We start from the raw sequence: 24,079 nt of genomic DNA, 5'->3' as shown, positions 1-24,079 counted from the left end.
GACCCCGTTCCAGGGTCCCGACCCGGCCACTGCGCCGATCACTCGTTCAGGCCGACGTCACAGCAGTCCGTCCCACATCTGCTCCAGCAGCACCGACCACCAGCTCTCCGGCGACGACAGGGCCGCACTGTCGAGCCCGGCCAGATTCGCCTGGAAATCGACCGTCCAGCGGCCCGCCTGCTCCGGCGTCAGATGCTGCCGCAGCCGCCACATGTGACCCAGCATCGCCAGGGACCGCACGAACTGCGGCAGGCTCGAATTCACGAACTGCGGCGGCACCGGAGCGCCCCCCGGACCGCCTTCCACCGGCACCGCCACGATGTGCGCGGTCCCGTACTGCACGCACAGCGCCTTGCCGAAGTCGCTTCCGACGACGAGGTACGAGCCCGCGTCCGAAGCCGGCTGCACCTGCCGCTGCGCCGCCATCTCGGCCAGCGTCGGCACCGGTTGACCCGGCACCGCCTGCGCCCAGAAGAACGGCCCGAAATCGACCGGCAGGCCCGACCACATCAGCGTCTGCGCCACGATCTCCGGCACACCCTGACGGGACACCGCCCGCTGGTCGAAACGGAACACACCCTGCGGACCGAACGCCCCGGCGAGCTCCTGCGCGATGGCATCCAGCGGGATCGCCGGCTGCAGCGGGACCTGCGGCAGCGGCGCCCGAACCGGCGCCGGGCGCGCCGGACCGTCCGCCACCTGGTGCAGCTCGCCCTGATGGGTGAGCAGGTGCCGCATGCCCTGCTGACGGCCCGCATGCTCCTTGCCGTACGGGGCCACGCTGGTGATCCGCACCTGCGGCCACGTCTCCCGGATCATCCGGGCGCAGTAACCGCCGGGCAGCTCACAGGACTCCAGCTCCGTGTGCAGCTCCAGCACCTGCTGCGGCGGCACGTTCATCGCGCGCAGCTCGTGCAGGATCTGCCACTCCGGGTGCGGGGTACCGGGCGCCGAGCGGCGGATGAGCTGCTGCTCGGAGCCGTCGGGCGCGCGGTAGCGCAGCACCGCCTGGTAGCCGGGGCCGACCGTCGGCGCGCCGGTCGGGACCGGGGGCTGCTGCGCCACGGGTCCGCCCGGCGGCGGGCCGGGGGGCGCGGGCGGCTGACCCACGGCGGGGCCGGCCAGCATCGTCGCGGCATGGTCGATCCCGCCGCCGGGCGCTCCAGGAGCACCGGGCGGACCGGGCGGCTGCGGTACGCCGGGACCCGCGAGCATCGTCGCGGCGTGAGGGGCGCCGCCACCGGGGGCCCCGGGCGGACCGGGCGGCGTCGGCGGCTGACCCGTCACGGCGGGACCCGCCAGCATCGTGGCCGCATGGTCGATCCCGCGGCCGAGCGAACCGGGAGCCCCCGGCGGACCGGGAGGACCGGGAGGCTGGGGCGCACCCGCACCCGGAGCACCGGGCGGACCCGGAGGCGCCGGCGGCTGACCCGTCACGGCCGGGCCCGCCAGCATCGTCGCGGCATGGTCGATCCCGCGGCCGAGCGAACCGGGAGCCCCCGGCGGACCGGGAGGACCGGGAGGCTGGGGCGCACCCGCACCCGGAGCACCGGGCGGACCCGGAGGCGCCGGCGGCTGACCCGCACCGGGCGCGCCGGGCGGGCCGGGCGGCTGCGGGACACCGGGACCGGCCAGCATCGTGGCGGCGTAATGCGCCCCGCCACCGGCCGAACCACCCGCACCGGGAGCACCGGGCGGACCAGGAGGCGTCGGCTGCCGACCCGCACCCGAACCCCCCGCACCACCGGCGGAAGCACCCGCACCGGGCGCGCCAGGCGCACCGGGCGGACCGGGAGGCGTCGACGGCTGACCGGCGGAGCCACCCGGACGGGAGACCTGGGCCTTGCTCGTCGGCGCGTCCGCGATGTCACTCGCCGACGCACCCAGCGCGGGCACGACCGCGGTCCTCGGCAGCTGGCTGCCGCCCGCCATCAGCGTGGTCTTCGCCTCCGAAGCCGTCCCGGACGACGGCGCGTCCTCCAGGTCCGACCCGGACAGCGGCGGCGCGAACACGGTCGCCGGCAACGGCACGGACACGTCGTCCGCACCGGAGTTCACATCGGTCCCCGCCCACGGCGTGGACCCGGTCGGCACCGCGGCCGCGGCCGGAGCCACGGCCGCCGGCACCCCGTCGTTGGCCGTCGGCTCGTACGGGATCTCGCCCCCGCGCCGCAGCGGCACCGCGTCCACGGGCGCCGAAGCCGCCACAGGCGCAGACGCGGGAACGGAAGAGGGAGAGGGAGCGGGAGCGGACGGGACATCGACGGGAGCCGCGGCCCCGGCCCCCGCCCCGCCACCCGACGCACCCGAGACCCGAGACGAAGCGGGCGGAATCCCCGCCCGGTCCGCGGCCTCCTGCAACCACTCCGGGGGACTGAGCATGAACGACGTCTGCTCCGAGTCGATCCGCGGCGGCGGAACCGAAGCCTCCGAAGCAGCGGCCGCAGCCACCGCCCCGTACTCCTCCTCGTACCGGCGGATCACCTCGCCCACCGGCAGCCCCGGCCACAGCGTCACCTCACCGCTGTCCCGCGCGATGACCAGCCGCTGCCGCCCACCACCCGACACCGGACCCGCCGCACGGTCCTCCGCCCACACCACGAACCCGAGCCCGAACTCCCGTACGCGCACCTCCCGGTGCTGGTACGCGGGCACGTCCCCGTTGATCCACTCCTCGGCGCGCTCCTGCGCCTGCGCAAAAGTCACCATCGCGCCGTCACCCCTCATCCGAACCGGACCGCGCCACGGGAACCGACCGCGCGAATCCGCCGTCCACCATCAGACCGGCCACCGTCTCCAGCTCCGGCGGGTTCCCCGCCAGTCGCTCCAGAAAGGCGTCGAAATCAGCACCGCACGGCAGCAACAACCGCTCCACGCGCTCCTGCACCGACCAGCCGTCCCGGTCGCGCGCGTCGTCGTACGGGGAGAACCACACCGAGCCGATGCCCTCGCCCTTCACCTTCAGGGCGAGCAGCCCGCCCTGCACGAAGGCCACGCACAGGTAATCCTTCGTCAGGTGGTCCCGCAGACACTTGTTGACGTACACCAGGTCATTGATCGCCGCCTCCTCACGCACCGTGAAGAACGGCTGGTCCACCAGCAGACCCAGGTCCACGTCCAGGCCCGCGCCCACCGGAGCGCAGCCACCCGCGGCCTTCAGGAACGAGCGGTACGCCTCCGGCAGCCGGTACCCGAGGTCCTCCTCGACACCCTGAACCTGCTCCTCGGCGACCGACACCACCGACTTCGGCAGCCCCAGGTGCGCCGGACGCACCTCCTGCAACGGCCGCGTCCCACGCTTGTCGTGATCCACCGGAGCCGTCACCAGCCCCGCGTGATGCCGCAGCAGCGCCTTCACCTCGACCGGGACCAGCTCCATGCGCCGCGAACCCGCCACGTGGTGCCACGTCCAGCCGTGCGGCGTCGCCACCGGCCCGACGGTGTCCCACAACTCGTGCCCTGCGGCCTTCATCGCGGCGTTCGCGGACACGTAGTCCGTCAGCCGCAGCTCGTCCACGCCGAAGCCCTCCGGCGGTTCGGCGATCTCCACCGCCGCGCGCGCGTACGCGGAGAAGTCCGGATGCCCGTTGCCGTCCATCCGCACCCCGTGGGGATGCCGAGCGGCCCGGACCGGGTCCGGGAAATGCACGACCTGCCCCGAGTAAGCGGCGTTGGGTGGCGCGGCCTGCTGCCCGAGCCGACCTGTCGTCATGGCGGTAGCCCCCTGCTGGATCTGGCTGGTTCACCACAGCCTATGCGCTGGGGCAAGAGCCTCACCCGCCCACGACCTGCGCACCTACCCGAGGGCCAGGAACATCCGAATTGATACGAATATTCGACCCCGCTTCCGCATGACAGGTGACATTTGGCAGGCTGTCCCCGCAGCACGGGGGCGTGCGCGACAGCGGTCACCACCGCCGCCACGGGAGGGAAAGCGCGACCATGCACCACACGGCAACACGCACAGAACCGGGCGACACCGCTCCGGAAGCACCAGGCACGCCGGCAGCCGCAGGCCCGGCCGGCGAAGCGACCGGTCCCGCAGGCGACCCCCGCCTGCGCTGGAGCAGCACCGACGGCCGCCCCACCGCGCCCGTCCTGCGCTTCCGCCGCGACGGCATCCTCCCCACCATCGCCGCCGCCCTCTCCGTACGCGGCGAGACCCTCACCGGCACCGCCGGCAAGGCCGACCAACCCCCCGTGCTCCACCCCCTCGTACAGGACTTCCTCGACACCCTCACGAGCGGCCAGCGCGAACGTTTCACCGGCCGATGTCCCGAAGCGATCCTGATCTCCCGCCACCTGGCCGCCGTCGAAGGAGCCCGCTCCCGGCGCGCCTCCCGCAAACCCCTCTCCGCCGGCGAAGCCCGCCGCTCCCTCAAACACGCGAAGATCACCGCCCGGCGCATCCGCGAGGACGGCGACCCCCTCCACGGCAGCTACGCACCCCCCTGCCGCTCCTGCGACGCCCTCCTCGCCCACTTCGGCGTACGCTCCGTCGACCTCACCCCATCCGAGTAGCCATGACCACCACCTCAGCCTCGTACGACCGCTCCTCGGCCACCCGCTTCCCGGTCGCCGTGGACTCCGCCCTGCGCACCGCCGGCTGGGAACCCGGCCGCTGGGACATCAAGCAGGCCGAGTACTGGGCCGACGCCCTGCGGGACCACACCACCCCCGCCGGCCACCGGCACACCGTCTTCCCCGCCGCCGTCGAGGCCTGGGCCGAATTCGGCGGCCTCACGATCACCGCCCCCGGACCCGGCCGACAGATCGCCCCCACCCCCGTCCGGCTCGACCCCCTCACCGGACTCCACCTCGCGCGCACCTTCGCCGACCTGGGCCGAGCCCTCTCCACCCAGCTCTGCCCCCTCGGCGTCGAGGCCGACGCGGGCTCCCACCTCGCCCTCGACCGCGAAGGCCGCGTCTACGGCATCGACCACACCGGCGACTGGTACCTGGGCCCCACCATCGACGAGGCCCTCACCCTCCTCCTCACCGGCCTCCAGCCCACCCGCCTGACCACGGCCTAGCCGAGTTCCGGAAGCCGCTCGCCGGCTTCCGGGTACCGCCCCTCCTCCAGCCGGAACAGGTACGCCCGCAGGTCGGCGGCAAGCCCGTCGGCCAGGTACGCCTGGAAGTCCAGCACCCCGAGCACGGCGTCATCCTCGTAGCGGTCGCGGCCGCGCCCGAACTCCGCCAGCGCCCCCACCATGTGCTCAGCGACCCGGGCGCGCTCAGCCCACCACTGCCGCACCGCCGGCGGGGTCCACCGAAGGTCCCCGTCGCAGGCGTACTCCCCGAAGGACTCCTCGTTCGCCGCGGCCACCACGTTCCGCACCTCGCGGGGATCGCGCGGCTGCCGGAACACGTACTCGACGCTCTCGCACCCGGCCGCGTAGAGCACGTTGTCCGGCGCGTGGAGCCGCCCGGTCCAGCAGGTGTCCGTCTCTGCCGTGTAGAACGGCCCGGGCACGTTCAGCCACAGCCGCTCCTCCCAGCGCCCCCCGAACAGCTTCTGGTCCTCGTCCGTCAGTTCCCCCACCGGATCCCAGCCCATCGCTACCCCCGCTCACTCGGAAGTACCGCCGACACCCGGAAGCCCCCCGCGTCCGTCGGCCCGGACACGAACACCCCGCCCAGCCCCAGCACCCGCTCCCGCATCCCGACGAGCCCGTTCCCCCCGCTGGGGAGCCCCGGCTCGGTGGCCTTGCCGTCGCACGGGCCGTTCTCCACCTGCATGGCGACCTCACCCGACCGGTGCGCGAGCCGCACCACGACCCGCGCACCCGGGGCGTGCTTGTGGCAGTTGGTGAGCGCCTCCTGCACCACGCGGTACGCGGTCTGCTCGATCTCCGCCGCGTACGCCGCCCCCTCACCGTGCACCAGCATCTCCACGGTCATCCCGGCCGCCCGCGACTGCCCGACCAGCACCTGCAGCGCGTCGAGCGAGGGCCCGTCCTCCGCACCCACCGCGAGCGCCACCGCCGCGACGGCCACGGCCGGCACGGGATCCACCACGGCCGGCTTGGGCGCCGCCCGGAGCACGCCGAGCATCTCCCGCAACTCCGTCAGCGCCTGCCGCCCCATGTCCCCCACCAGCGCCGCGTTCTTCGCCGCCCGCGCCGGATCCTTCACCGCCACCGCCTCCAGCGCGGCCGCGTGCACCACCATCAGCGACACCCGGTGCGCGACCACGTCGTGCATCTCCCGCGCGATCCGCGTCCGCTCCTCGGTACGGGCCCACTCGGCCCGCTCCTCCGCCCGGTCCGCCAGCAGCGACAGCTCCCGCTCCAGCGAGTCCGCCCGCTCCTGCAGGCTCTCCATCAGCCGCCGCCGCGCCCCGATGTACAGCCCGAACAGCACCGGCGGCACGGTCAGCGCCACCGCCACGAACCCGGACAGCACCACCACGAGCGTGGGGTCGGCCTCGACGTCGCCCCGGGTCCGCAGGTACATCACGACGAAGGTCGCGGCCAGCGACATCGAGGCCAGCGTGGCCGTGATCCGCCGCGGCACCTCGGACGAGGCCAGCGTGTACATCCCGACCACCGCGAGCAGGAGCCCCATCGCGGCCGGCGACACGGCGATCCCCACGAGCACCACGGCGATCGGCCACCGCCGGCGCAGCACGAGCGTGGCCCCCACCACGAAACCGAACAGCACCCCGACCGCGGTCGGCACCCCCGCCTCCCCGGCGAAGGCCACACCCTCCCAGGCGCACTCGACGGCGGACACCCCGCCGAGCACCACGTCCCCCACGGCATCCCGCCGCCGCACCCACCACAAAGGCGGCCCAGCGCGGCCTTCCACTTCCCCCGTACTGGTCATGCCGTCCAGCGTAAGGGCGGCCCTCAGCACAGACCCGATCAAAATTCCAGCAACCCGGCGGTAATCGCACGCACGACTGAAAGGTCCGGCCACCGAGACCTGAATCCCGCATTCCGGACGCCATTGGCGAAATGAGGCCCACGCGCGCCGGAAGGCCGGGGACGAGGAGACGCGCGCGCCGAGCAGCAATGGAGGGAGGTCGCGGGACTCGGCGCCTCCCATTTCGGCAAGACACGCTCAAGCGTCACAACCCGCGCACGAACCGCAAGAAGACGGGCGACACGCACAACGACCGCCTCTCGGTGCGCGTCCTCCAAGGCGCCGATCTTTACCGTCGCGTTGAGGGCTGGTGGTGCGGCATAGTAGGTGCCGTCGATCCGACCGCGAAGGCGTAATGTCCGGTTTAGTTGACAACGGTCCCCTGTGGTGTAATTGGCAGCACTGAGGCTTTTGGTGCCTTATGTCCGGGTTCGAGTCCTGGCGGGGGAGCTCAATCAAGTTCGGGTCCTGACCGTCACGGTCTGGACCCGCGTTCGTTTGGGGGCACTGGGGCCCCGGTATCCTTCACGGGTCCACCCCCGAAGCCGAAGGGCACACCCGTGAGCGCCAACCGCCCGGCAGCCGTCGTCGTACTCGCAGCGGGTGAAGGCACCCGCATGAAGTCGGCCACTCCCAAGGTTCTGCACGAGATCTGCGGGCGCTCGCTCGTCGGTCACGTCGTCGCCGCCTCCCGCGAGCTGGACCCCGACCACCTCGTCGTGGTCGTCGGGCACGCCCGGGAGCAGGTCACCGCGCACCTCGCCGGCATCGACGCCGGCGTCCGCACCGCCGTCCAGTACGAGCAGAACGGCACCGGGCACGCCGTCCGCATGGCCCTCGAAGAGCTCGGCGGGACCGTCGACGGCACCGTGATCGTCGTCTGCGGCGACACCCCGCTGCTGACCGGGGAGACCCTGGGCCGGCTCGCGCAGACGCACGCCGCCGACGGCAACGCCGTCACCGTGCTCACCGCCGAGGTGCCGGACTCCACCGGCTACGGGCGCATCGTCCGGGACGCCGGCGGCGCCGTGACGGCCATCGTCGAGCACAAGGACGCCACCGACGCCCAGCGTGCGATCCGTGAGATCAACTCGGGTGTGTTCGCGTTCGACGGCGCCCTGCTGGCCGACGCGCTCGGCAAGGTCCGCACCGACAACAGCCAGGGCGAGGAGTACCTCACCGACGTCCTCGGCATCCTGCGCGAGTCCGGGCACCGCGTCGGCGCGGCCGTCGGCAGCGACCACCGCCAGATCCTCGGGATCAACAACCGCGTCCAGCTCGCCGAGGCCCGCGCCCTGCTGAACGCGCGCCTGCTGGAGCAGGCCATGCTCGCGGGCGTCACGGTCGTCGACCCGGCCGGCACGTTCGTCGACGTGACCGTCACCTTCGGGCAGGACGCGATCGTCCACCCCGGCACGCAGCTGCTGGGCACCACGCACATCGCCGAGCGGGCCGAGGTCGGTCCCAACACCCGGCTGAAGGACACGCACGTGGGCGTGGGCGCCCGCGTGGACAACACGGTCGCGGAGGGCGCGGTCGTGGGTGCGCAGGCGACCGTGGGGCCGTTCGCGTACCTGCGTCCCGGCACGAACCTGGGTGTGAAGGCGAAGGCCGGCACGTACGTCGAGATGAAGAACGCGACGATCGGCGAGGGCACGAAGGTGCCGCACCTGTCGTACGTGGGCGACGCGACGATCGGCGAGTACACGAACATCGGTGCCGCGAGCGTCTTCGTGAACTACGACGGCGAGCACAAGCACCACACGACCGTCGGCTCGCACTGTAAGACGGGCTCGGACAACATGTTTGTGGCGCCGGTCACGATCGGGGACGGCGCCTACACGGCTGCCGGATCGGTGATCACGAAGGATGTGCCGCCCGGTGCGCTGGCCGTGGCCCGTGGCCAGCAGCGGAATATCGAGGGCTGGGTGGCTCGCAAGCGTCCGGGAAGTGCCGCTGCCACGGCGGCGCAGTCGGCGGCCTCGGAGGACGCCGAGGGCCACTGAGGTGAACTGACCGGAAACAGGTACGCCCGCGACGGCGTACCGTGATACGTGCACGCAATTCGGCTGGCTCACCGTGTGCGGGACGGACGCACATGGGGGCGAGCAGCTTCAACACGTCTGAGGAGACAGTGCTGTGACCGGGATCAAGACGACCGGCGAGAAGAAGCTGATGCTCTTCTCCGGCCGCGCCCACCCCGAGCTGGCCGAGGAGGTCGCGCACCAGCTGGGAGTCGGCCTCGTGCCGACCAAGGCTTTCGACTTCGCGAACGGTGAGATCTACGTTCGCTTCCAGGAGTCGGCTCGTGGCGCGGACTGCTTCCTGATCCAGAGCCACACGGCTCCGATCAACAAGTGGATCATGGAGCAGCTGATCATGATCGACGCGCTGAAGCGCGCGTCGGCACGCTCCATCACCGTGATCGTCCCGTCCTACGGGTACGCCCGCCAGGACAAGAAGCACAAGGGCCGCGAGCCGATCTCGGCGCGTCTGGTGGCGGACCTGCTGCGGACCGCGGGTGCGGACCGCATCCTCACGGTGGACCTGCACACCGACCAGATCCAGGGCTTCTTCGACGGTCCGGTGGACCACCTGTCGGCCCTGTCGGTCCTCGCGGACTACGTCGGCGCCAAGGTGGACCGCACCAAGCTGACGATCGTCTCCCCGGACGCCGGGCGCGTGCGCGTCGCGGACCGCTGGTGCGACCGTCTGGACGCGCCGCTGGCGATCGTGCACAAGCGCCGCGACAAGGACGTCGCCAACCAGGTGACGGTCCACGAGGTCGTCGGTGAGGTCCGGGGCCGCGTCTGCGTCCTGGTCGACGACATGATCGACACCGGTGGCACGATCTGCGCCGCGGCCGACGCGCTGTTCGCGCACGGCGCCGAGGACGTCATCGTGACGGCCACGCACGGCATCCTGTCGGGCCCGGCCGCCGACCGTCTGAAGAACTCCAAGGTCAGCGAGTTCGTGTTCACGAACACGCTGCCGGATCCGTCGGACCTGGAGCTCGACAAGATCACGGTGCTGTCGATCGCCCCGATGATCGCGCGTGCGGTGCGCGAGGTCTTCGAGGACGGTTCGGTCACGAGCCTCTTCGAGGAGCAGCAGTAATCGCTCCGCGGTAGATCCTTTTTGGTACGGCCTCCCCTGCCGGGTACACTCCATGAGTTGCTCGGCGAGGGAGGCCGTACCTGTTTCCGGTACGGATGCTCCGTTATCGACGCGCTCTTCGTAGCAGGCCGTTCCGGCCGGGTGACTTTCGTCCATTTCCGTCACCCCACGAGGAGTGAGCATGTCCGAGGTCAAGCTTTCCGCGAAGGTCCGCGACACGTTCGGCAAGGGCTCTGCCCGTCAGGCGCGTCGTGACGCCCTGACCCCCGCCGTCATCTACGGCCACGGCACCGACCCGAAGCACGTCAGCGTCGACGCCCACGCGCTGCAGCTGGCGCTGCGCACCCCGAACGTCCTGATCTCCCTGGACATCGCGGGCGCCGGCACCGAGCTGGTCATCCCGAAGGCCGTGCAGAAGCACCCGCTGAAGCGTTCGATCTCCCACGTCGACTTCCTGATCGTCAAGAAGGGCGAGAAGGTCACCGTCGACGTCGCGATCGTCACCGAGGGCGACCTGGCCGTCGGCGGCAACATGCTGGAGACCCTCCAGAACACCATCTCCGTCGAGGCCGAGGCCACGCACATCCCGACCGAGGTCACCGTCTCGATCGCGGGCCTCGAGGCCGGCGCCACCATCCACGCCAAGGACCTGGTCCTGCCGGCCGGCACCACGCTGGCCGTCGACGGTGACATCGCCGTCCTGCAGGTCGTCGCCCCGCAGGCCGAGGAGCCGACCGCCGAGGCCGCCGAGGGCACCGAGGCCTGAGCCTCGCCCTTTCCTCTCAGCAGTTGCTGACCGACCGCCGTCCGGCTCCACTGGAGCGGGACGGCGGTCGTCTCGTTTAAGGAGCGTGTGATGTCGGACGACGCGGCGGCGCCGTGGTTGATCGTCGGTCTGGGGAATCCCGGGCCGGAGTACGCGGGCAACCGCCACAACATCGGGTTCATGGTGGCGGACCTGCTGGCGGAGCGGATCGGCGGGAAGTTCAAGGCGCACAAGGCGCGGGCGCAGGTCGTCGAGGGACGCATGGGCCCGCCGGGGCCGGCGAACCGGCGGGTGGTGCTGGCCAAGCCGATGACGTTCATGAACCTGTCGGGCGGCCCGGTGACGGCGTTGCGCGACTTCTACAAGGTGCCGCTGGACCGGATCGTGGCGGTTCACGACGAGCTGGACATCGACTACCCGACGCTGCGCCTGAAGCTGGGCGGTGGGGACAACGGCCACAACGGGCTGAAGTCGATGACGAAGTCGATGGGTGCGGACTACCACCGGGTGCGGTGCGGCATCGGCCGGCCGCCGGGCCGGATGCAGGTCGCGGACTTCGTGCTGAAGGACTTCTCCTCGACGGAGCGCAAGGAGCTGGACTGGTTCGTGGACCGGGCGGCGGATGCGGTGGAGTGCCTGATCCAGGAGGGTCTGGAGCGTGCCCAGTCGACGTACAACTCCTGAGGACTCGGCCTTGTTCACGGATCGTTACTTCAGACAAACGATCCACGAGGGGCCAACTCTGTACGAATGCTGATGCATACCTCTTGACCGGGCCGGGCGGCCCTCAGCATGCTGAGCCGCCGCCCCCCCCCAACCGGCCCATTCCTCCCAGCGTCATCAGAGGTACCACCATGCCCATGCACAGACTCCGTTGGGCAACGACCGCCCTCCCGGTCGCGGCATCGCTCGTACTCGCGGCGGGCGCTCCCGCTTTCGCGACCGACTCGTACACCGTTCCGGTGCACCAGGCCCTCCCTCTCACCGCCACCTCGCAGGGCGTGGAGAACCAGGCCAAGTGTGCGTCGATACCGTCGTCCCAGGACGGCTGGCACTTCGTGCTGCCGGGCAACTCCACGACCTTCAAGAAGCTGACGGTGACCTTCGAGCCGGGTGGCCAGCAGGTCGTCACCGTGTTCGGCCCGCCGTCCGACAAGCACGCCTACGTGGCCTCGGTGCCGGGGGCCAAGCTCACGGCGGCCTCCGCCGAGGTGGTGGGCGGCTCGGTGGAGTGGTTCAACCTGTCGCACACCTGCCCGTCCACGGCGACCGCGTCGCCGAGCCCGTCGCAGTCGACTTCGGCCTCGCCGTCGGCCTCGACCTCGGCGTCGGCTTCGGCCAGCACGTCCGCGTCGGCTTCGGCCAGCACCTCCGCGTCGGCTTCGGCCAGCACCTCCGCGTCGGCCTCGTCGAGCACGTCGCCGTCCGGCAGCACGCAGCCGTCCGGCTCGGCCTCCTCCCCGGCCCCGACCGGTTCGACCGCCGCCACCGGTGGTTCGACGGGCGGGGGCGACCTGGCGAAGACCGGTTCCGACGCGCCGATCGGGCTGCTGGCCACGATGGCCGCCGCGCTGATCGCCGCCGGTGCCGTGCTGGTGGTCCGCCGCCGCAAGGCCGGCGCCGAGGGCTGAGTCCCGTAGGTCCGTGACACGACGGGGCCCCCGCACCACGAAGGTGCGGGGGCCCTGTCGTTCGTACGGCGGTCTGTCAGCCGGTGTTGCGCAGGCCCGCGGCGACGCCGTTGACGGTGAGCAGGAGGGCTCGGGCGAGCAGGGGGTCGGGGGTCTCGCCTCGGGCTGCGGCCGCGCGCTGGCGGGCGAGGAGGGAGACCTGGAGGTAGGAGATGGGGTCGAGGTAGGCGTCGCGTACGGCGAAGGTCTGCTGGAGCACGGGGTTGGAGCCCAGGAGGGTGTCGCCGCCGGTGATGCGCAGGACCTCGCGGACGGTGAGCTCGTGTTCGGCCTCGATGCGGGTGAAGACGTGCTTGAGGTGCTCGGGCACGAGGGTGTCGACGTAGTGGCGGGCGATCCGCAGGTCGGTCTTGGCCAGGGTCATTTCGACGTTGGACAGGAAGTTGCGGAAGAAGTGCCAGCGGGCGCCCATTTCGGTGAGGGCGTCGGCGTGGCCGGACTCGCGCAGGGCCTTGAGGCCCGAGCCGACGCCGTACCAGCCGGGGACGATCTGGCGGGACTGGGTCCAGCCGAAGACCCACGGGATGGCGCGCAGGCCGTCGAGGCCGGCGCCGGAGTCGGGGCGGCGGGAGGGCCGGGAGCCGAGGTGGAGGTCGGCGAGCTGGTCGACGGGGGTGGCGGCGAAGAAGTACGCCGGCAGGTCCGGGTCCTCGACGAGCGCGCGGTAGGCGTCGTGCGCGGCGTCGGAGACGATGTCCATGGCCGCGTCCCAGCGGGCGAGGGCCTCGTCGGACTGGCGGGGCGCGGTGTGCAGGGCCGAGGCCTGCAGGGTGGCCGCGACGGTCAGTTCGAGGTTCTCGCGGGCCAGGGACGGGACGAGGTACTTGTCGGAGATGACCTCGCCCTGTTCGGTGACCTTGATCTCGCCTTCGAGGGTGCCCCAGGGCTGGGCGAGGATCGCGTCGTGGGAGGGGCCGCCGCCGCGGCCGACGGTGCCGCCGCGGCCGTGGAAGAGGCGCAGGCGGACGCCGTAGCGGTGCGCGACGTCGCGCAGCCGGCGCTGGGCGCGGTGGATCTCCCACTGGCTGGTGGTGATGCCGCCGAACTTGGAGGAGTCGGAGTAGCCGAGCATGACCTCCTGGACGTCGCCGCGCAGGGAGACGAGGCGCCGGTAGGAGGGGTCGGCGAGCATCTCGTCGAGGATGACGTCGGCGGCGCGCAGCTCGTCGGTGGTCTCCAGGAGCGGCACGATGCCGATCTTGGCCCAGCCGCCGTGGAGGTCGATGAGGCCGGCCTCGCGGGCGAGGACGGCGGCGGCGAAGACGTCGTCGGCGCCCTGGCACATCGAGATGATGTAGGACTCGACGACTTCGGGGCCGAACTTCTCGAAGGCGTCCTTGATGGCGCCGAAGACGCCGAGGGTCTTGGCTCCGGCGGCGTCGAGGGGGGCCGGGGTGGGGGCCAGCGGGCGGCGGGAGCGGAGTTCCTTGGCCAGGAGCTTCTGCCGGTAGTCGCGCGGCATGTCGGCGTAGCGCCAGGATTCCTCGCCGAGCCGGTCGAAGAGCTGGCCGAGGGCGTGGTGGTGGGCGTCGGCGTGTTCGCGTACGTCCATGGTGGCGAGCTGGAGGCCGAAGGCGGCCAGGGTGCGGATGGTGCGGTCCATGCGGCCGTCGGCGAAGAGGGCGCCGCGGTGCTCGCGCAGGGAGGTCTGGATGAGGGTGAGGTCGGTGAGCAGCTCGGCGGTGCCGAGGTAGTCGCGGCCTTCCTCGTGGGGGGTGCCCTTGGCGAGGCGCCGACGGGTGTTGACGAGCTTCTGCCGGATGCAGGTGGCCTTGAGGCGGTACGGCTCCTCGGCGTTCAGCCGCTTGTAGCGCGGGCTGATCTCGGGGAGGCGCTCCAGGTCGGCCTGGAGGGAGGCGAGGAGTTCCTCGGTGGCCCCGGTGTAGCGGATGGAGTTGGAGAGGAGTCCGCGCAGGAAGTCGACGAGTTCGAGGGCGTCGGTGATGCCGTGCTCGTGCTGGAGGATCAGCACGTCGCGGGTGACCTCGGGGGTGACGTTGGGGTTGCCGTCGCGGTCGCCGCCGATCCAGGTGCCGAAGGTCAGCGGGCGGGTTCCGGCGGGCAGCTCGACGCCGACGCGCTGGAGCTCGGCGGCGAGGTCCTCCAGGACGTCGCCGACGGCGCCGGCGTGGAGTTCGTCGAGGTAGTAGATGGCGTTGCGGGCCTCGTCGGCGGGCTCGGGGCGGACCACGCGCAGTTCGTCGGTCTGCCAGACGAGGTCGATGTTCTCGGCGAGGCGCAGGTCGTGGCGGCGGCGGTCGCCGGCGCCGGTGACGGGCTCTTCGAGGAGGGCGGCGATGCGGCGCAGCTTGTTGAGGACGCTGCGGCGGGCCGCCTCGGTGGGGTGTGCGGTGAAGACGGGGCGGACGTTGAGGTTCTTGACCGTCTCGCGCAGGTGTTCGGGGTCGGCGTCCTTCAGCATGTCGGCGGTACGGGCGAGGAGCCCGCCTTCGGCGGCACGGTGGGCGCGCAGTTCCTTGCCGCGGTGCACCTGCTCGGTGACGTTGGCGAGGTGGAAGTAAGTGGAGAAGGCACGCACCAGCTTGGCGGCGGTCTCCAGGTCGGTGTCGCCGAGCAGGGCGGCGGCGGCTTCGCCGTCGGTCCGCGTCAGGGCGCGTACGCGTTCGACGAGGTTGAGGAGGTCCTGGCCCTCCTGGCGTACGAGGGTCTCCCCGAGGAGGTCGCCGAGGCGGCGGATGTCGGCGCGCAGCTCCGCGTTGGCGGTGGCGGCCGGGGTGACGGGGGCCTGGCCCTGGGGGGCCTGGTCAGCACTGCTCACAGGTGCGGCTCCTTGCAGTGTTCGAGCGCTACTGGGCGGTGGGCTGCCGGCCGTGCGCGGTGATGCCGCTCCCGGACTTGGTTCCGGGGGGGGATCTCCGCTCCTGGTGCGCAGCTCGGGCTGCCCGTGCGGACCGCGCTGTCCGACGTGACCAGGATAGGTGTCCGAGGCGTGTGCCTGGGCAAACGTCTCACCAGACGGCGCGTGGGCCGCCGGGGCGCACTGCGGCGCCCGGCCGCGCTCCTCTTGCCTCGGGACCCTGTTTTGCCATACTTACGATGCCGTAGGTTACGGGTCCGTAGGGTCCATGACCGGGAGCCCGTCTACTTCTCTCACCCCCCAGGGGACACCATGACCACCAGTCCCGATCTGATCGAGGGTGCAGCTACGCCCTCCGACACATCCGAACCGTCCGCCACTCTCGGCGGCGAGAACAAGCGGTCCATCGAGCAGATCGCCCTGCTGCTGTTCATCACCGTTCCCTTCGTGGCCCTGCTGGCGGCGGTGCCGCTGGCCTGGGGCTGGGGGGTGAGCTGGCTGGACCTGGGCCTGATGGTGTTCATGTACTTCCTGGCCTGCCACGGGATCACCATCGGTTTCCACCGCTACTTCACGCACGGTTCCTTCAAGGCGAAGCGGCCGCTGCGGATCGTCCTGGCCGTGATGGGCTCGATGGCGGTGGAGGGGCCGCTGGTGCGCTGGGTGGCGGACCACCGCAAGCACCACAAGTTCTCGGACCACGAGGGTGACCCGCATTCGCCGTGGCGATTCGGGGAGACGCTGCCGGCGCTGATGAAGGGGCTGTGGTGGGCGCACATCGGCTGGCTCTTCGACGAGGAGCAGACCGATCAGCAGAAGTACGCCCCCGACCTGATCAAGGATCCGGCGATCCGCCGCATCTCGCGCGACTTCATCTACTGGACGATGTTCTCGCTGGCGATCCCGCCGCTGGTGGGCGGTCTGGTGACGATGTCCTGGTGGGGCGCGTTCACGGCGTTCTTCTGGGGTTCGCTGGTGCGCGTCGCGCTGCTGCACCACGTGACCTGGTCGATCAATTCGATCTGCCACGCGGTCGGCAAGCGTCCGTTCAAGTCCCGGGACCGCAGCGGCAATGTGTGGTGGCTGGCGGTGCTGTCGTGCGGGGAGTCCTGGCACAACCTGCACCACGCCGACCCGACGTCGGCGCGGCACGGTGTGCTGCGCGGTCAGATCGACTCCAGCGCACGGCTGATCCGCTGGTGCGAGCAGCTGGGTTGGGCCACGGACGTGCGGTGGCCGTCGGCCGCCCGCATCGACGCCCGGCGCAGGGAAAGCGACGCGAAAGCGGCATGATGGGGGGCGTGGCGATCGACGGCGGTAATTCCAGCAGCGACAAGCCCCGGCGCGGCCGCCGGGTCCGGATGACGGGTGCGGAGCGCCGTCAGCAACTCCTGGACATCGGTCGGACCCTGTTCGCGGAGAAGGGCTTCGAAGGCACGTCGGTGGAGGAGATCGCGGCGAAGGCCGGGGTGTCCAAGCCGGTGGTGTACGAGCACTTCGGCGGCAAGGAGGGGCTGTACGCGGTCGTCGTGGACCGGGAGATGCGCCAGCTGCTGGACGGGGTGACGGGCGCGTTGACGGCAGGGCATCCCCGGGAGCTGCTGGAGCAGGCGGCGTTCGCGCTGCTGGACTACATCGAGTCGTACACGGACGGTTTCCGGATCCTCGTGCGGGACTCGCCCGTCGCGCAGTCGACCGGTACGTTCGCCTCGCTGATCAGTGACATCGCCACGCAGGTCGAGGACATCCTGGGACTGGAGTTCAAGGCGCGGGGGTTCGATCCCAAGCTGGCCCCGCTGTACGCGCAGGCGTTGGTGGGCATGGTGGCGCTGACGGGGCAGTGGTGGCTGGACGTCCGCAAGCCGAAGAAGGCCGAGGTCGCCGCGCACCTGGTGAACCTGGCCTGGCACGGGCTGGACAGGCTGGAGTCGAAGCCACAGCTGGTGGGCCGCCGCAAGAGCTGAGTCCCATTCCGCGCGCACACGACGGCGCCCCGTCACCGGAGGTCCGGTGGCGGGGCGCCGTCGTGTGTGCGCGTCGTCCTACGCGCCGCGGTCCTCCGGGCTGTGGTCCCCCGGGCTGTGCCGTTCCGGGCTGTGCCGCTCCAGGAACTCGAGCCGGTTGCCGACGGGGTCCTCGGAGTAGAAGCGCCGGTGACCGGGGAGGGCGTCGTCCCACACGACCTTGGCTCCCCGCTCCTCCAGTCTGTTCGCGTAGGCCTCGATGCCGGTCACCCTCAGTCCCGGGTGGGCCTTGCGGGCGGGCCGGAAGTCCTCCTCGACGCCGAGGTGCAGCTGCACCGGCCCGGCGGCGAACCAGCAGCCCCCGCGCGCGGGGAGCACGGGCGGCTTGGGGATCTCGGTCATGCCGAGGACGTGCGTGTAGAAGGCGCGGAGCCGGTCCTCCGAGTCCGGCGGCGCGGCGAGTTGGACGTGGTCGACTGCGGTCAGCACGGTCAGGCCTCCTTGCGGGCGACGGCGAAGATGCGGCGGAACGGGAAGACGGTGCCGCGTGGCCCGCTCGGGTAGGCCACGCGCAGCCGGTCTCGGTATTCGCCGAGGAAGGCGTCCGCGGCGTCCTTGTCTTCTCCGAGGGCGGTCAGGACGGGGCGCAGGGCGGTGCCCTTGACCCACTCGAGTACGGGGTCGGGACCCTGGAGCATCTGGTGGTAGGTGGTCTCCCAGACGTCGGCGGCGCAGCCGAGCGCGGTGAACCGGGCAAGGTATTCGGCGGGTTCGAGCAGGTGGATGTAGCGGGCGCCGTGGCCGGCGAGCCGGGGCCGCCAGCGCGGGGTGTCGCAGAGTTCGGCGAGCAGGGCGTGGCTGGGGGCGGTGAAGTTGCCGGGGATCTGGAAGGCGAAGGTGCCGCCGGGGCGCAGGCCGTTGATCCAGGCGCCGAAGGAGCCGGCGTGGCCGGGGACCCACTGGAGGGCCGCGTTGGAGACGATCAGGTCGTAGGGCTCCTCGGGGAGCCAGGTCGCAAGGTCCCCGTGGCGGAAGTCGAGGCTGCCGCCGCCCTTGGTGGGGCCGGCGTACTCGCCGGTGGCGCGGTGGAGCATCTCCGGGGAGAGGTCGAAGCCGGTGATGCCTGCCTCGGGCCAGCGGCCGGCGAGGAGCGCGGTGACGTTGCCGGGGCCGCAGCCGAGGTCGGCGATGCGGGCGGGGCGGTGGGGGAGCTCGGGTATGCGGGTGAGGAGGTCCAGGAAGGGGCGTGTGCGATGGCTGGAGTGCCGGAGGTACTGCTGGGGATCCCAGGTCGGGGCGGACGGCGCGGTGGACGTGGGGGTCCCGGCGCGCGCGGTATCGGAATACATGTTCGAGCCTCCCTGCTGGCGGGGCGGTCGGAAGCGGAATCTGTTCCGGCCCCCTCCATGCCCCATGCTCGCCTCACTTATATCTCGACGTCAAGATACTCATTATCAAGATACTTGTTATGAAGAGACTTCACGTCGACAGACCCCTTACACTGATCGGCATGGAGGACGAGGTCGACCGACTGGTGGCGGCATGGCGGCGGGAGCGCCCTGACCTCGACGTGGAACCGCTCGAGGTGCTCAGTCGCGTCAGCAGGCTCGCGCGCCACCTCGACCGCGCCCGCAGGCTGGCGTTCTCCGAGCACGGCCTGGAGCCCTGGGAGTTCGACGTCCTGACGTCCCTGCGGCGCGCCGGCGCACCCTACCAACTCTCCCCCGGCCAGCTGTTGACCCAGACCCTGGTCACCTCCGGCACCATGACCAACCGCATCGACCGGCTCGCCAAGAAGGGCCTCGTCGAGCGGCTCCCGGACCCCAGCGACCGCCGCGGGGTCCTGGTGCGGCTCACCCCCGAGGGCCGGGACCGCGCCGACCAGGCCCTCGCCGGGCTGCTGGCCCAGGAACGGGCGATCCTGGCCCAGCTGTCGCAGAACCAACGCGGTGATCTCGCCGGCCTGCTACGCCAGTTGACCGCTCCGTTCGACAACATCCCCGGCTAGGTCGGCCGGTCGTACGCCCGCCCGCCGGGCCAGTGCCACCGCGGCCAGGGTGGAGTGCACACCGAGCTTGCCCAGCACGTTCTGCATGTGGGTGCGGACGGTGTGCGGGGACAGGAACAGCCGCGCCGCCACGTCCTTGCGGCCCAGCCCCGCCACCATGCAGCGCAGCACCTCGTGTTCGCGCGGGGTGAGCGACTCCACGAGCCGCTCGCTGTCCGTACGGTGCTTGCGCGCCGCGGTCAGTTCGCGCAGCACTCCGGTGAGCAGTGCGGGCGGAAGGTGCGTCTCCTCGCGCAGGACCCCGCGGATCACGGCCAGCAGCCGTGAGAGCGAGCAGTCCTTCGCCACCCAGCCCGAGGCTCCCGCCTGGAGCGCGAGCGCGGCCCGGCGCGGGTCGTCGCGTTCGGCGAGGACGACCGTGCGGACCCCGGGGTGGGTCACCCGTACCCCGGCGACCAGCGCGATCCCGTCCGAGGCGGGCTGCGGTGGCCCGGCCCCCGGCTCCCGCTGGGCGGGCACGGCCCCGGCGACCGCGCCGAGATCGGCGTCGACCAGCAGGACGTCGAAGCGGCGGCCCTCGGCCACCGCGCGTTCGAGGCAGCGCAGGGCGGCGGGACCGCTGCCGGCCGCGGACACGTCCACGTCCGGCTCGGCCGCGAGCGCGGCTGCGAGCGATTCGGCGAAGATGCGGTGATCGTCGACGACGAGAACCCGGATACGAACCACAAAACCCCCAAGGGTAGGGGAACGGACGACGGCGGGTACGGCGCCCGGACCGGGTGATCCGCAGCTGCCCGGCCGCCGCCGAGACATCTCTGCACTACCCCGGACCGGACGCCGTACCCGACTTGTCTCGACCCCTGAATCAACACCGGCCCCCACCGGTGTCGCTCATCAGCGTAGGGCCGGGGGCCGCTCACGGTTGGCCGAATAGCAGAAGTTTTCCCGGCGATTTTCCGGCGCGAGCGTCCTGAACGGGCTTTGTGGTGGCTTGAAATCGCCTGCACCGAAGGTCCGGATGGCGGCTTCCGCACCGGCGCGTGCCACGGGCAGTTGCACGGGGGGCATTTCACCCGGCGCGTGCACGCCGGGCGCCCGCGCACGGCGCCCGCCCGCAGCGCACGGCCCGAACGCACGCGCCCCCCGCACCGGGCACGGTGCGGGGGGCGCGCAGGACAGCGGTGGTCCAGGGGGTACGGGTGGTTCAGGAGGCGTGCGTACGCGCGAAGTTCCACGCGTCCGTGATGATGCCGGTCAGGTCCGAGCGGCTCGGGGTCCAGCCGAGGCGCTCGTGGGCCGTGCGGGCGGAGGCGACCAGCATCGCCGGGTCGCCGGCCCGGCGCGGGGCGACGACCTCGGGGATGTCGCGGCCGGTGACCTTGCGGACGGTCTCGACGACCTCGCGGACCGAGAACCCGCTGCCGTTGCCCAGGTTGCAGATCAGGTGCTCCCCGTCGGCGGCGACCCGCAGGGCGGCCAGGTGGGCCTCCGCCAGGTCGGCGACGTGGATGTAGTCGCGGACGCAGGTGCCGTCCGGGGTCGGGTAGTCCTCGCCGAAGACCGAGATCGACTCGCGCTCGCCCAGCGCGACCTGGAGGACCAGCGGGATCAGGTGCGTCTCGGGGGTGTGACGCTCGCCGAACTCGCCGTAGGCGCCCGCCACGTTGAAGTAGCGCAGGGACACCGCGGCCAGGCCGTGCGCCACGCACTCCCCCGCGATCATGTGGTCGACGGCCAGCTTCGAGGCGCCGTACGGGTTGGTCGGCGCGGTCACCGAGGCCTCGGTCAGCAGGCCCTCCGCCGGCTCCCCGTAGGTGGCCGCGGTGGAGGAGAACACCAGCTTGCGCACGCCCGCCTCGCGCATCGCGCCCAGCAGGGCGAGCGTGCCGCCGACGTTGTTCTCCCAGTACTTGCCCGGGTTCACCACGGACTCGCCGACCTGCGAGGAGGCCGCGAAGTGCAGCACCGCCTCGTAGGAGTCGTCCAGGTGGCGGGCCGCGTCCTGGATGCGGCCCTCGATGAAGGCCGCGCCCGCCGGGACGCCGACGCGGAAGCCGGTGCTGAGGTCGTCGAGGACGGTGACCTCGTGGCCGGCCTCCAGGAGGTGGGCCGCCACCACGCTGCCGACGTATCCGGCGCCACCGGTTACCAGGTACTTGCTCACTCGCCTACTGCCTCTCGCGGGGGAGCACGCGCGGCTGGATGCGCGTGCTTGGAGACTGGCTTACCCGATTCCGCGCCCGCGGGGAAATCGGCGGCCGGCTGAGGCGCCCGCCTCAGCCGCGCGGGGCGGCGGACGGCTGCCCGGGCAGGGCCCGGTCCAGCAGGCCGGTACGGGCGGCCAGCGCGGCCGCCTCCAGCCGCGAGCCCACGCCCAGCTTCATCAGCACCCGCTGCACGTGCGTACGGGCGGTGCTCGGCGCGATCTCCATGCCCGCGGCGATCAGCCGGGTGTCCTCGCCCTCGGCGACCCGCACCAGGACCTCCACCTCGCGCGGGGTCAGCAGCCGCAGCAGCCGGCTGCCCTCGTCGTCGGGCTGGGCGGCGGGGTTCAGGAGCTCCGCGAAGGCCCCCTGCAGCAGCTGCGGGGCGATCGCCACCTCCCCCGCCCGCGCCTTGGCCAGCGCCCGCTCCACGCCCTCGATGCGCTCGTCCTGGCGTACGTACCCCGAGGCCCCGGCGGCGAAGGCGGCCGCTATCCCGCGCGGGCTGGGCACCGGGCCCAGGACGACGACGGCGATCTGCGGACGCTCCCGCTTGATGCGGACGACGGGCTCGAAGACCCCGGGCTCGGCGGGGGTGGCCGTGCCGAGGAGGCAGACCTCCGGGGCGCGGCTGATGACCAGCTCGGCGGCGCCCGCGGCCGGGGCGGCCGCGGCCAGCACCCGGTGACCGCGCAGCTTCAGGGCAGAGGCGAGCGCCTCGGCCAACAGCCGGTGCTCGTCGACCACCACGACCCGTACGCCCATTGCGGAACCACCCCCCACCCTTCTGACCCGGCAAGCTACACGCTTGTTCGACGGTGCGCGGGTGATACCGCGCAGAAGCCCCCGATCGGTGCGGACCGTTCGGGGGCTTCTGCGGTGGTGTGCGAATCAGCTCGCGGTGAAGGAGGCGAAGAGGAACTCCGCGTCGAGCTTGTCCCCGTAGGGCTTGCTGACGTTCGAACGGGACATGAAGAGCTTGCCGTTGTGGTACCGGTATTCGCCGTATTCGGGCGAGAAGCCGGTCTCGATGCGCTGGCTCGCCTTGTCCGCCGGGTTCTCCATGAGGACGGTCTCCTTCATCGTCATGCCGTCGATGCTGACGATCTGACCGCCCTTGTCGTACGGGGGGTTCTTGTAGGCGATGATGTTCGACCCGTCCATGCGCAGCGGGTGCAGGATGTACCGCTCGCCCGCGTCGGCGCGGTCGGTGGTCTGCTTGCCGGTCTCCAGGTCGAAGGAGAGCAGCTCGTTGGTGCGGCCGCTGGAGGAGCCGCCCTGGTGCTCCTGGGAGGGCACGTAGAGCTTGCCGTTGCCGACCAGCATGTTCGTGCACTTCTCGACCTCGGTGGCCCCGCACTTGGCGGCGAAGTTGCCGGAGGCGAGCGGAATGCGCGCCTTCAGCTCACCCTTCGGGTCGACGACGAAGAGGTCGCTGACGCCCTTGCCGCCCTTCGCGTTGTCGCCGACGTCGGCCGCCACGATCAGGGGCTTGGTGGAGACGATGTGGGCGTAGTCGATGCCCGCGGAGAGCTTGTACGAGGACGTGGGCGCGCCCGTGGCCGGGTCGAGGATCTGCCCGTGCAGGGTGTAGTTGGGGCTCTGGCCGCACTTGCGGATGACGCCGAGCGCCTCGCCGCCTGCGTAACCGGTGTCGCGGCAGCCCTCGTTGTCGACCTTGGGCAGCCACAGGGACTTGCCGTCGGCGAGGTTCCAGGCGGCGCCGCCCGCGGAGACTCCGGCCGCGGCGACGGTCTTGCCGCTGATGGTGACCTCGGAGAAGCTGACGGGCTTGTCGCCGCCGGTGGCGCTCTTGGCGTTGCCGGACCAGGCGAGCTTGCCGGTCTCCAGGTCGATGACGCCGACCTCGCTGCACTGCGGGTACTTGTTCTCGGGCGTGGCCGCGGTGGCCTTGAACAGGACCGCCGTCTTCTTCTCGCTGACGTGGTGGGTCGCGCCGCAGAGCTCGCCCGGGAAGGGCAGCTCCCACTTCTTGCCGCCGTCGACGAGGTTGTAGCCCACGACCTTCGACACGTCGGACTTGACGTAGGTGGAGTCGGTGAGCCAGGAACCCGTGACGGACACGATGTCGGTCACCGTCGGGAGCGGGTGGTTGTAGAGCGACTTCGACTTGGTGTTGGAGGGCACCTTCTCGGTGCCGGGCGCCGAGGCCTGGTTCTTGTCCGTGCCCGGGGAGGCGCTGGGGCCGTTGTCGGGGCCGGCCTCGGCGCCGCCGTCGCCCGACGTGTACCAGAGGCCGCCGCCGACGATGAGGACGATGGCCAGCACGGCCGCGCCGACGATCATCAGCTGGGTGCGCTTGTCGTTGCCGCCGGCCGGGGGCCCCACCGCCGGCGCGGGCGGGGGCGCGGGTGCGCCGAAGGGCGCCGGGCCGCCGGGCTGCTGCGGGTAGCCGTAGCCGGGCCCGGGCTGCGGGTACCCGTACGCGGGCTGCGCGGCGGGCGGCTGCTGTGGGGGCGCGGAGGGCGGCGCGGGCGGGCCGGGGGGCGGCGTGGGCGCGCCGAACCCGCCCGGCGGCGGATCCTGGGGCGCGCCGAAGCCGCCGGACGGCGGCTGGCTGGGGGGCGGCGGGGTACTCATGGGGTGCTCTTGCCTCTCGCTGGGCGGCTCGTGGGACGCG

21 protein-coding genes and 1 tRNA gene are annotated in these 24,079 nt (G+C 71.9%); 11 read left to right on the top strand and 11 right to left on the bottom strand.

Translation table 11 applies throughout. The features are described from left to right. Positions 1–57: 57 nt before the first annotated feature. Positions 58–2,709 (bottom strand): SUKH-4 family immunity protein, encoded by a 2,652-nt coding sequence (locus OG534_RS21930; RefSeq protein ID WP_326590000.1) that lies wholly within the window; start codon positions 2,707–2,709, stop codon positions 58–60. Between the two features lie 7 nt (positions 2,710–2,716). Further along, positions 2,717–3,712, bottom strand: coding sequence for an SMI1/KNR4 family protein (locus OG534_RS21925; protein WP_326589999.1), 996 nt, complete (start codon positions 3,710–3,712; stop codon positions 2,717–2,719). Between the two features lie 230 nt (positions 3,713–3,942). On the opposite strand from OG534_RS21925, the gene OG534_RS21920 reads away from it, so the two are divergent. Beyond that, complete coding sequence (locus OG534_RS21920; protein WP_326589998.1) at positions 3,943–4,521, top strand: YwqJ-related putative deaminase; 579 nt, start codon at positions 3,943–3,945, stop codon at positions 4,519–4,521. A gap of 2 nt (positions 4,522–4,523) precedes the next feature. Then, a complete protein-coding gene (locus OG534_RS21915) occupies positions 4,524–5,033 on the top strand; it encodes an SUKH-3 domain-containing protein (protein ID WP_326589997.1) in 510 nt (169 codons plus the stop codon). Here OG534_RS21915 and OG534_RS21910 read toward each other — a convergent pair. Both OG534_RS21910 and OG534_RS21905 read right to left on the bottom strand, forming a co-directional pair. Beyond that, positions 5,030–5,560, bottom strand: coding sequence for a hypothetical protein (locus OG534_RS21910; protein ID WP_326589996.1), 531 nt, complete (start codon positions 5,558–5,560; stop codon positions 5,030–5,032). The genes OG534_RS21915 and OG534_RS21910 overlap by 4 nt on opposite strands. 2 nt (positions 5,561–5,562) lie before the next feature. Then, positions 5,563–6,831, bottom strand: a complete 1,269-nt coding sequence (locus tag OG534_RS21905; protein ID WP_326589994.1) for a sensor histidine kinase — start codon at positions 6,829–6,831, stop codon at positions 5,563–5,565. Between the two features lie 417 nt (positions 6,832–7,248). On the opposite strand from OG534_RS21905, the gene OG534_RS21900 reads away from it, so the two are divergent. The 6 genes from OG534_RS21900 to OG534_RS21875 all read left to right on the top strand — a co-directional run bounded on the left by OG534_RS21900 (position 7,249) and on the right by OG534_RS21875 (position 12,384). Beyond that, positions 7,249–7,320 (top strand) — tRNA-Gln (locus OG534_RS21900). 110 nt (positions 7,321–7,430) lie between these two features. Beyond that, positions 7,431–8,876: a bifunctional UDP-N-acetylglucosamine diphosphorylase/glucosamine-1-phosphate N-acetyltransferase GlmU gene (gene glmU / locus OG534_RS21895; RefSeq protein ID WP_326589993.1), complete on the top strand. Its 1,446-nt coding sequence runs from the start codon at positions 7,431–7,433 to the stop codon at positions 8,874–8,876. Positions 8,877–9,009: 133 nt separating this feature from the next. After that, positions 9,010–9,987, top strand: coding sequence for a ribose-phosphate diphosphokinase (locus OG534_RS21890; protein ID WP_326589991.1), 978 nt, complete (start codon positions 9,010–9,012; stop codon positions 9,985–9,987). A gap of 181 nt (positions 9,988–10,168) precedes the next feature. Continuing rightward, positions 10,169–10,753: a 50S ribosomal protein L25/general stress protein Ctc gene (locus tag OG534_RS21885; protein WP_326589989.1), complete on the top strand. Its 585-nt coding sequence runs from the start codon at positions 10,169–10,171 to the stop codon at positions 10,751–10,753. A gap of 90 nt (positions 10,754–10,843) precedes the next feature. Next, a complete protein-coding gene (pth, locus tag OG534_RS21880; protein WP_326589988.1) occupies positions 10,844–11,437 on the top strand; it encodes an aminoacyl-tRNA hydrolase in 594 nt (197 codons plus the stop codon). 176 nt (positions 11,438–11,613) lie between these two features. Beyond that, positions 11,614–12,384 carry an LPXTG cell wall anchor domain-containing protein gene (locus OG534_RS21875; protein ID WP_326589986.1) on the top strand — a complete coding sequence of 257 codons (771 nt, stop codon included), beginning with the start codon at positions 11,614–11,616 and terminating at the stop codon, positions 12,382–12,384. Positions 12,385–12,460: 76 nt separating this feature from the next. Here the strand turns inward: OG534_RS21875 and ppc are convergent, their stop codons facing one another. Beyond that, complete coding sequence (ppc, locus tag OG534_RS21870) at positions 12,461–15,223, bottom strand: phosphoenolpyruvate carboxylase (RefSeq protein WP_326589985.1); 2,763 nt, start codon at positions 15,221–15,223, stop codon at positions 12,461–12,463. A 351-nt stretch (positions 15,224–15,574) separates the two neighbouring features. Here ppc and OG534_RS21865 point away from each other — a divergent pair, with 351 nt between their 5' ends. Together OG534_RS21865 and OG534_RS21860 are read left to right on the top strand one after the other, a co-directional pair. Next, the gene (locus tag OG534_RS21865; protein WP_326589982.1) at positions 15,575–16,555 is read left to right on the top strand and encodes an acyl-CoA desaturase; all 981 of its coding nucleotides are present in this window, start codon (positions 15,575–15,577) and stop codon (positions 16,553–16,555) included. Continuing rightward, positions 16,552–17,226 (top strand): TetR/AcrR family transcriptional regulator, encoded by a 675-nt coding sequence (locus tag OG534_RS21860; RefSeq protein ID WP_326589981.1) that lies wholly within the window; start codon positions 16,552–16,554, stop codon positions 17,224–17,226. Before OG534_RS21865 ends, OG534_RS21860 begins: the two co-directional genes overlap by 4 nt. A gap of 78 nt (positions 17,227–17,304) precedes the next feature. Here OG534_RS21860 and OG534_RS21855 read toward each other — a convergent pair whose 3' ends face one another. Continuing rightward, positions 17,305–17,715 (bottom strand): VOC family protein, encoded by a 411-nt coding sequence (locus tag OG534_RS21855; RefSeq protein WP_326589980.1) that lies wholly within the window; start codon positions 17,713–17,715, stop codon positions 17,305–17,307. Between the two features lie 2 nt (positions 17,716–17,717). Further along, positions 17,718–18,575 (bottom strand): trans-aconitate 2-methyltransferase, encoded by an 858-nt coding sequence (locus tag OG534_RS21850; protein ID WP_326589979.1) that lies wholly within the window; start codon positions 18,573–18,575, stop codon positions 17,718–17,720. Between the two features lie 161 nt (positions 18,576–18,736). Between OG534_RS21850 and OG534_RS21845 the strand changes: the two genes are divergently transcribed. Further along, the gene (locus OG534_RS21845; RefSeq protein ID WP_030386194.1) at positions 18,737–19,234 is read left to right on the top strand and encodes a MarR family winged helix-turn-helix transcriptional regulator; all 498 of its coding nucleotides are present in this window, start codon (positions 18,737–18,739) and stop codon (positions 19,232–19,234) included. Here the strand turns inward: OG534_RS21845 and OG534_RS21840 are convergent. The 4 genes from OG534_RS21840 to OG534_RS21825 all read right to left on the bottom strand — a co-directional run bounded on the left by OG534_RS21840 (position 19,193) and on the right by OG534_RS21825 (position 24,039). Beyond that, the gene (locus OG534_RS21840; protein WP_326589975.1) at positions 19,193–19,960 is read right to left on the bottom strand and encodes a response regulator transcription factor; all 768 of its coding nucleotides are present in this window, start codon (positions 19,958–19,960) and stop codon (positions 19,193–19,195) included. The genes OG534_RS21845 and OG534_RS21840 overlap by 42 nt on opposite strands. Before the next feature lie 478 nt (positions 19,961–20,438). Next, positions 20,439–21,398 (bottom strand): UDP-glucose 4-epimerase GalE, encoded by a 960-nt coding sequence (gene galE, locus OG534_RS21835; protein ID WP_326589974.1) that lies wholly within the window; start codon positions 21,396–21,398, stop codon positions 20,439–20,441. Between the two features lie 112 nt (positions 21,399–21,510). Further along, positions 21,511–22,203, bottom strand: coding sequence for a response regulator transcription factor (locus tag OG534_RS21830; RefSeq protein WP_326589973.1), 693 nt, complete (start codon positions 22,201–22,203; stop codon positions 21,511–21,513). A 126-nt stretch (positions 22,204–22,329) separates the two neighbouring features. Continuing rightward, positions 22,330–24,039 (bottom strand): outer membrane protein assembly factor BamB family protein, encoded by a 1,710-nt coding sequence (locus tag OG534_RS21825; protein WP_326589972.1) that lies wholly within the window; start codon positions 24,037–24,039, stop codon positions 22,330–22,332. Between the last annotated feature and the right edge of the window lie 40 nt (positions 24,040–24,079).

The sequence above is a fragment of the Streptomyces sp. NBC_01294 genome (genome assembly GCF_035917235.1).
GTDB lineage: Bacteria > Actinomycetota > Actinomycetes > Streptomycetales > Streptomycetaceae > Streptomyces > Streptomyces caledonius.
This window is presented reverse-complemented; position numbering and strand designations above follow the sequence as displayed.

Coding starts and splice junctions, on each gene's coding strand:
- pth (WP_326589988.1), top strand. CDS start 10,844: ATGTCGGACGACGCGGCGGCGCCGTGGTTGATCGTCGGTCTGGGGAAT.
- OG534_RS21920 (WP_326589998.1), top strand. CDS start 3,943: ATGCACCACACGGCAACACGCACAGAACCGGGCGACACCGCTCCGGAA.
- OG534_RS21875 (WP_326589986.1), top strand. CDS start 11,614: ATGCACAGACTCCGTTGGGCAACGACCGCCCTCCCGGTCGCGGCATCG.
- OG534_RS21910 (WP_326589996.1), bottom strand. CDS start 5,560: ATGGGCTGGGATCCGGTGGGGGAACTGACGGACGAGGACCAGAAGCTG.
- OG534_RS21860 (WP_326589981.1), top strand. CDS start 16,552: ATGATGGGGGGCGTGGCGATCGACGGCGGTAATTCCAGCAGCGACAAG.
- OG534_RS21905 (WP_326589994.1), bottom strand. CDS start 6,831: ATGACCAGTACGGGGGAAGTGGAAGGCCGCGCTGGGCCGCCTTTGTGG.
- OG534_RS21850 (WP_326589979.1), bottom strand. CDS start 18,575: ATGTATTCCGATACCGCGCGCGCCGGGACCCCCACGTCCACCGCGCCG.
- OG534_RS21845 (WP_030386194.1), top strand. CDS start 18,737: ATGGAGGACGAGGTCGACCGACTGGTGGCGGCATGGCGGCGGGAGCGC.
- OG534_RS21930 (WP_326590000.1), bottom strand. CDS start 2,709: ATGGTGACTTTTGCGCAGGCGCAGGAGCGCGCCGAGGAGTGGATCAAC.
- OG534_RS21825 (WP_326589972.1), bottom strand. CDS start 24,039: ATGAGTACCCCGCCGCCCCCCAGCCAGCCGCCGTCCGGCGGCTTCGGC.
- OG534_RS21830 (WP_326589973.1), bottom strand. CDS start 22,203: ATGGGCGTACGGGTCGTGGTGGTCGACGAGCACCGGCTGTTGGCCGAG.
- OG534_RS21915 (WP_326589997.1), top strand. CDS start 4,524: ATGACCACCACCTCAGCCTCGTACGACCGCTCCTCGGCCACCCGCTTC.
- OG534_RS21925 (WP_326589999.1), bottom strand. CDS start 3,712: ATGACGACAGGTCGGCTCGGGCAGCAGGCCGCGCCACCCAACGCCGCT.
- OG534_RS21865 (WP_326589982.1), top strand. CDS start 15,575: ATGACCACCAGTCCCGATCTGATCGAGGGTGCAGCTACGCCCTCCGAC.
- OG534_RS21885 (WP_326589989.1), top strand. CDS start 10,169: ATGTCCGAGGTCAAGCTTTCCGCGAAGGTCCGCGACACGTTCGGCAAG.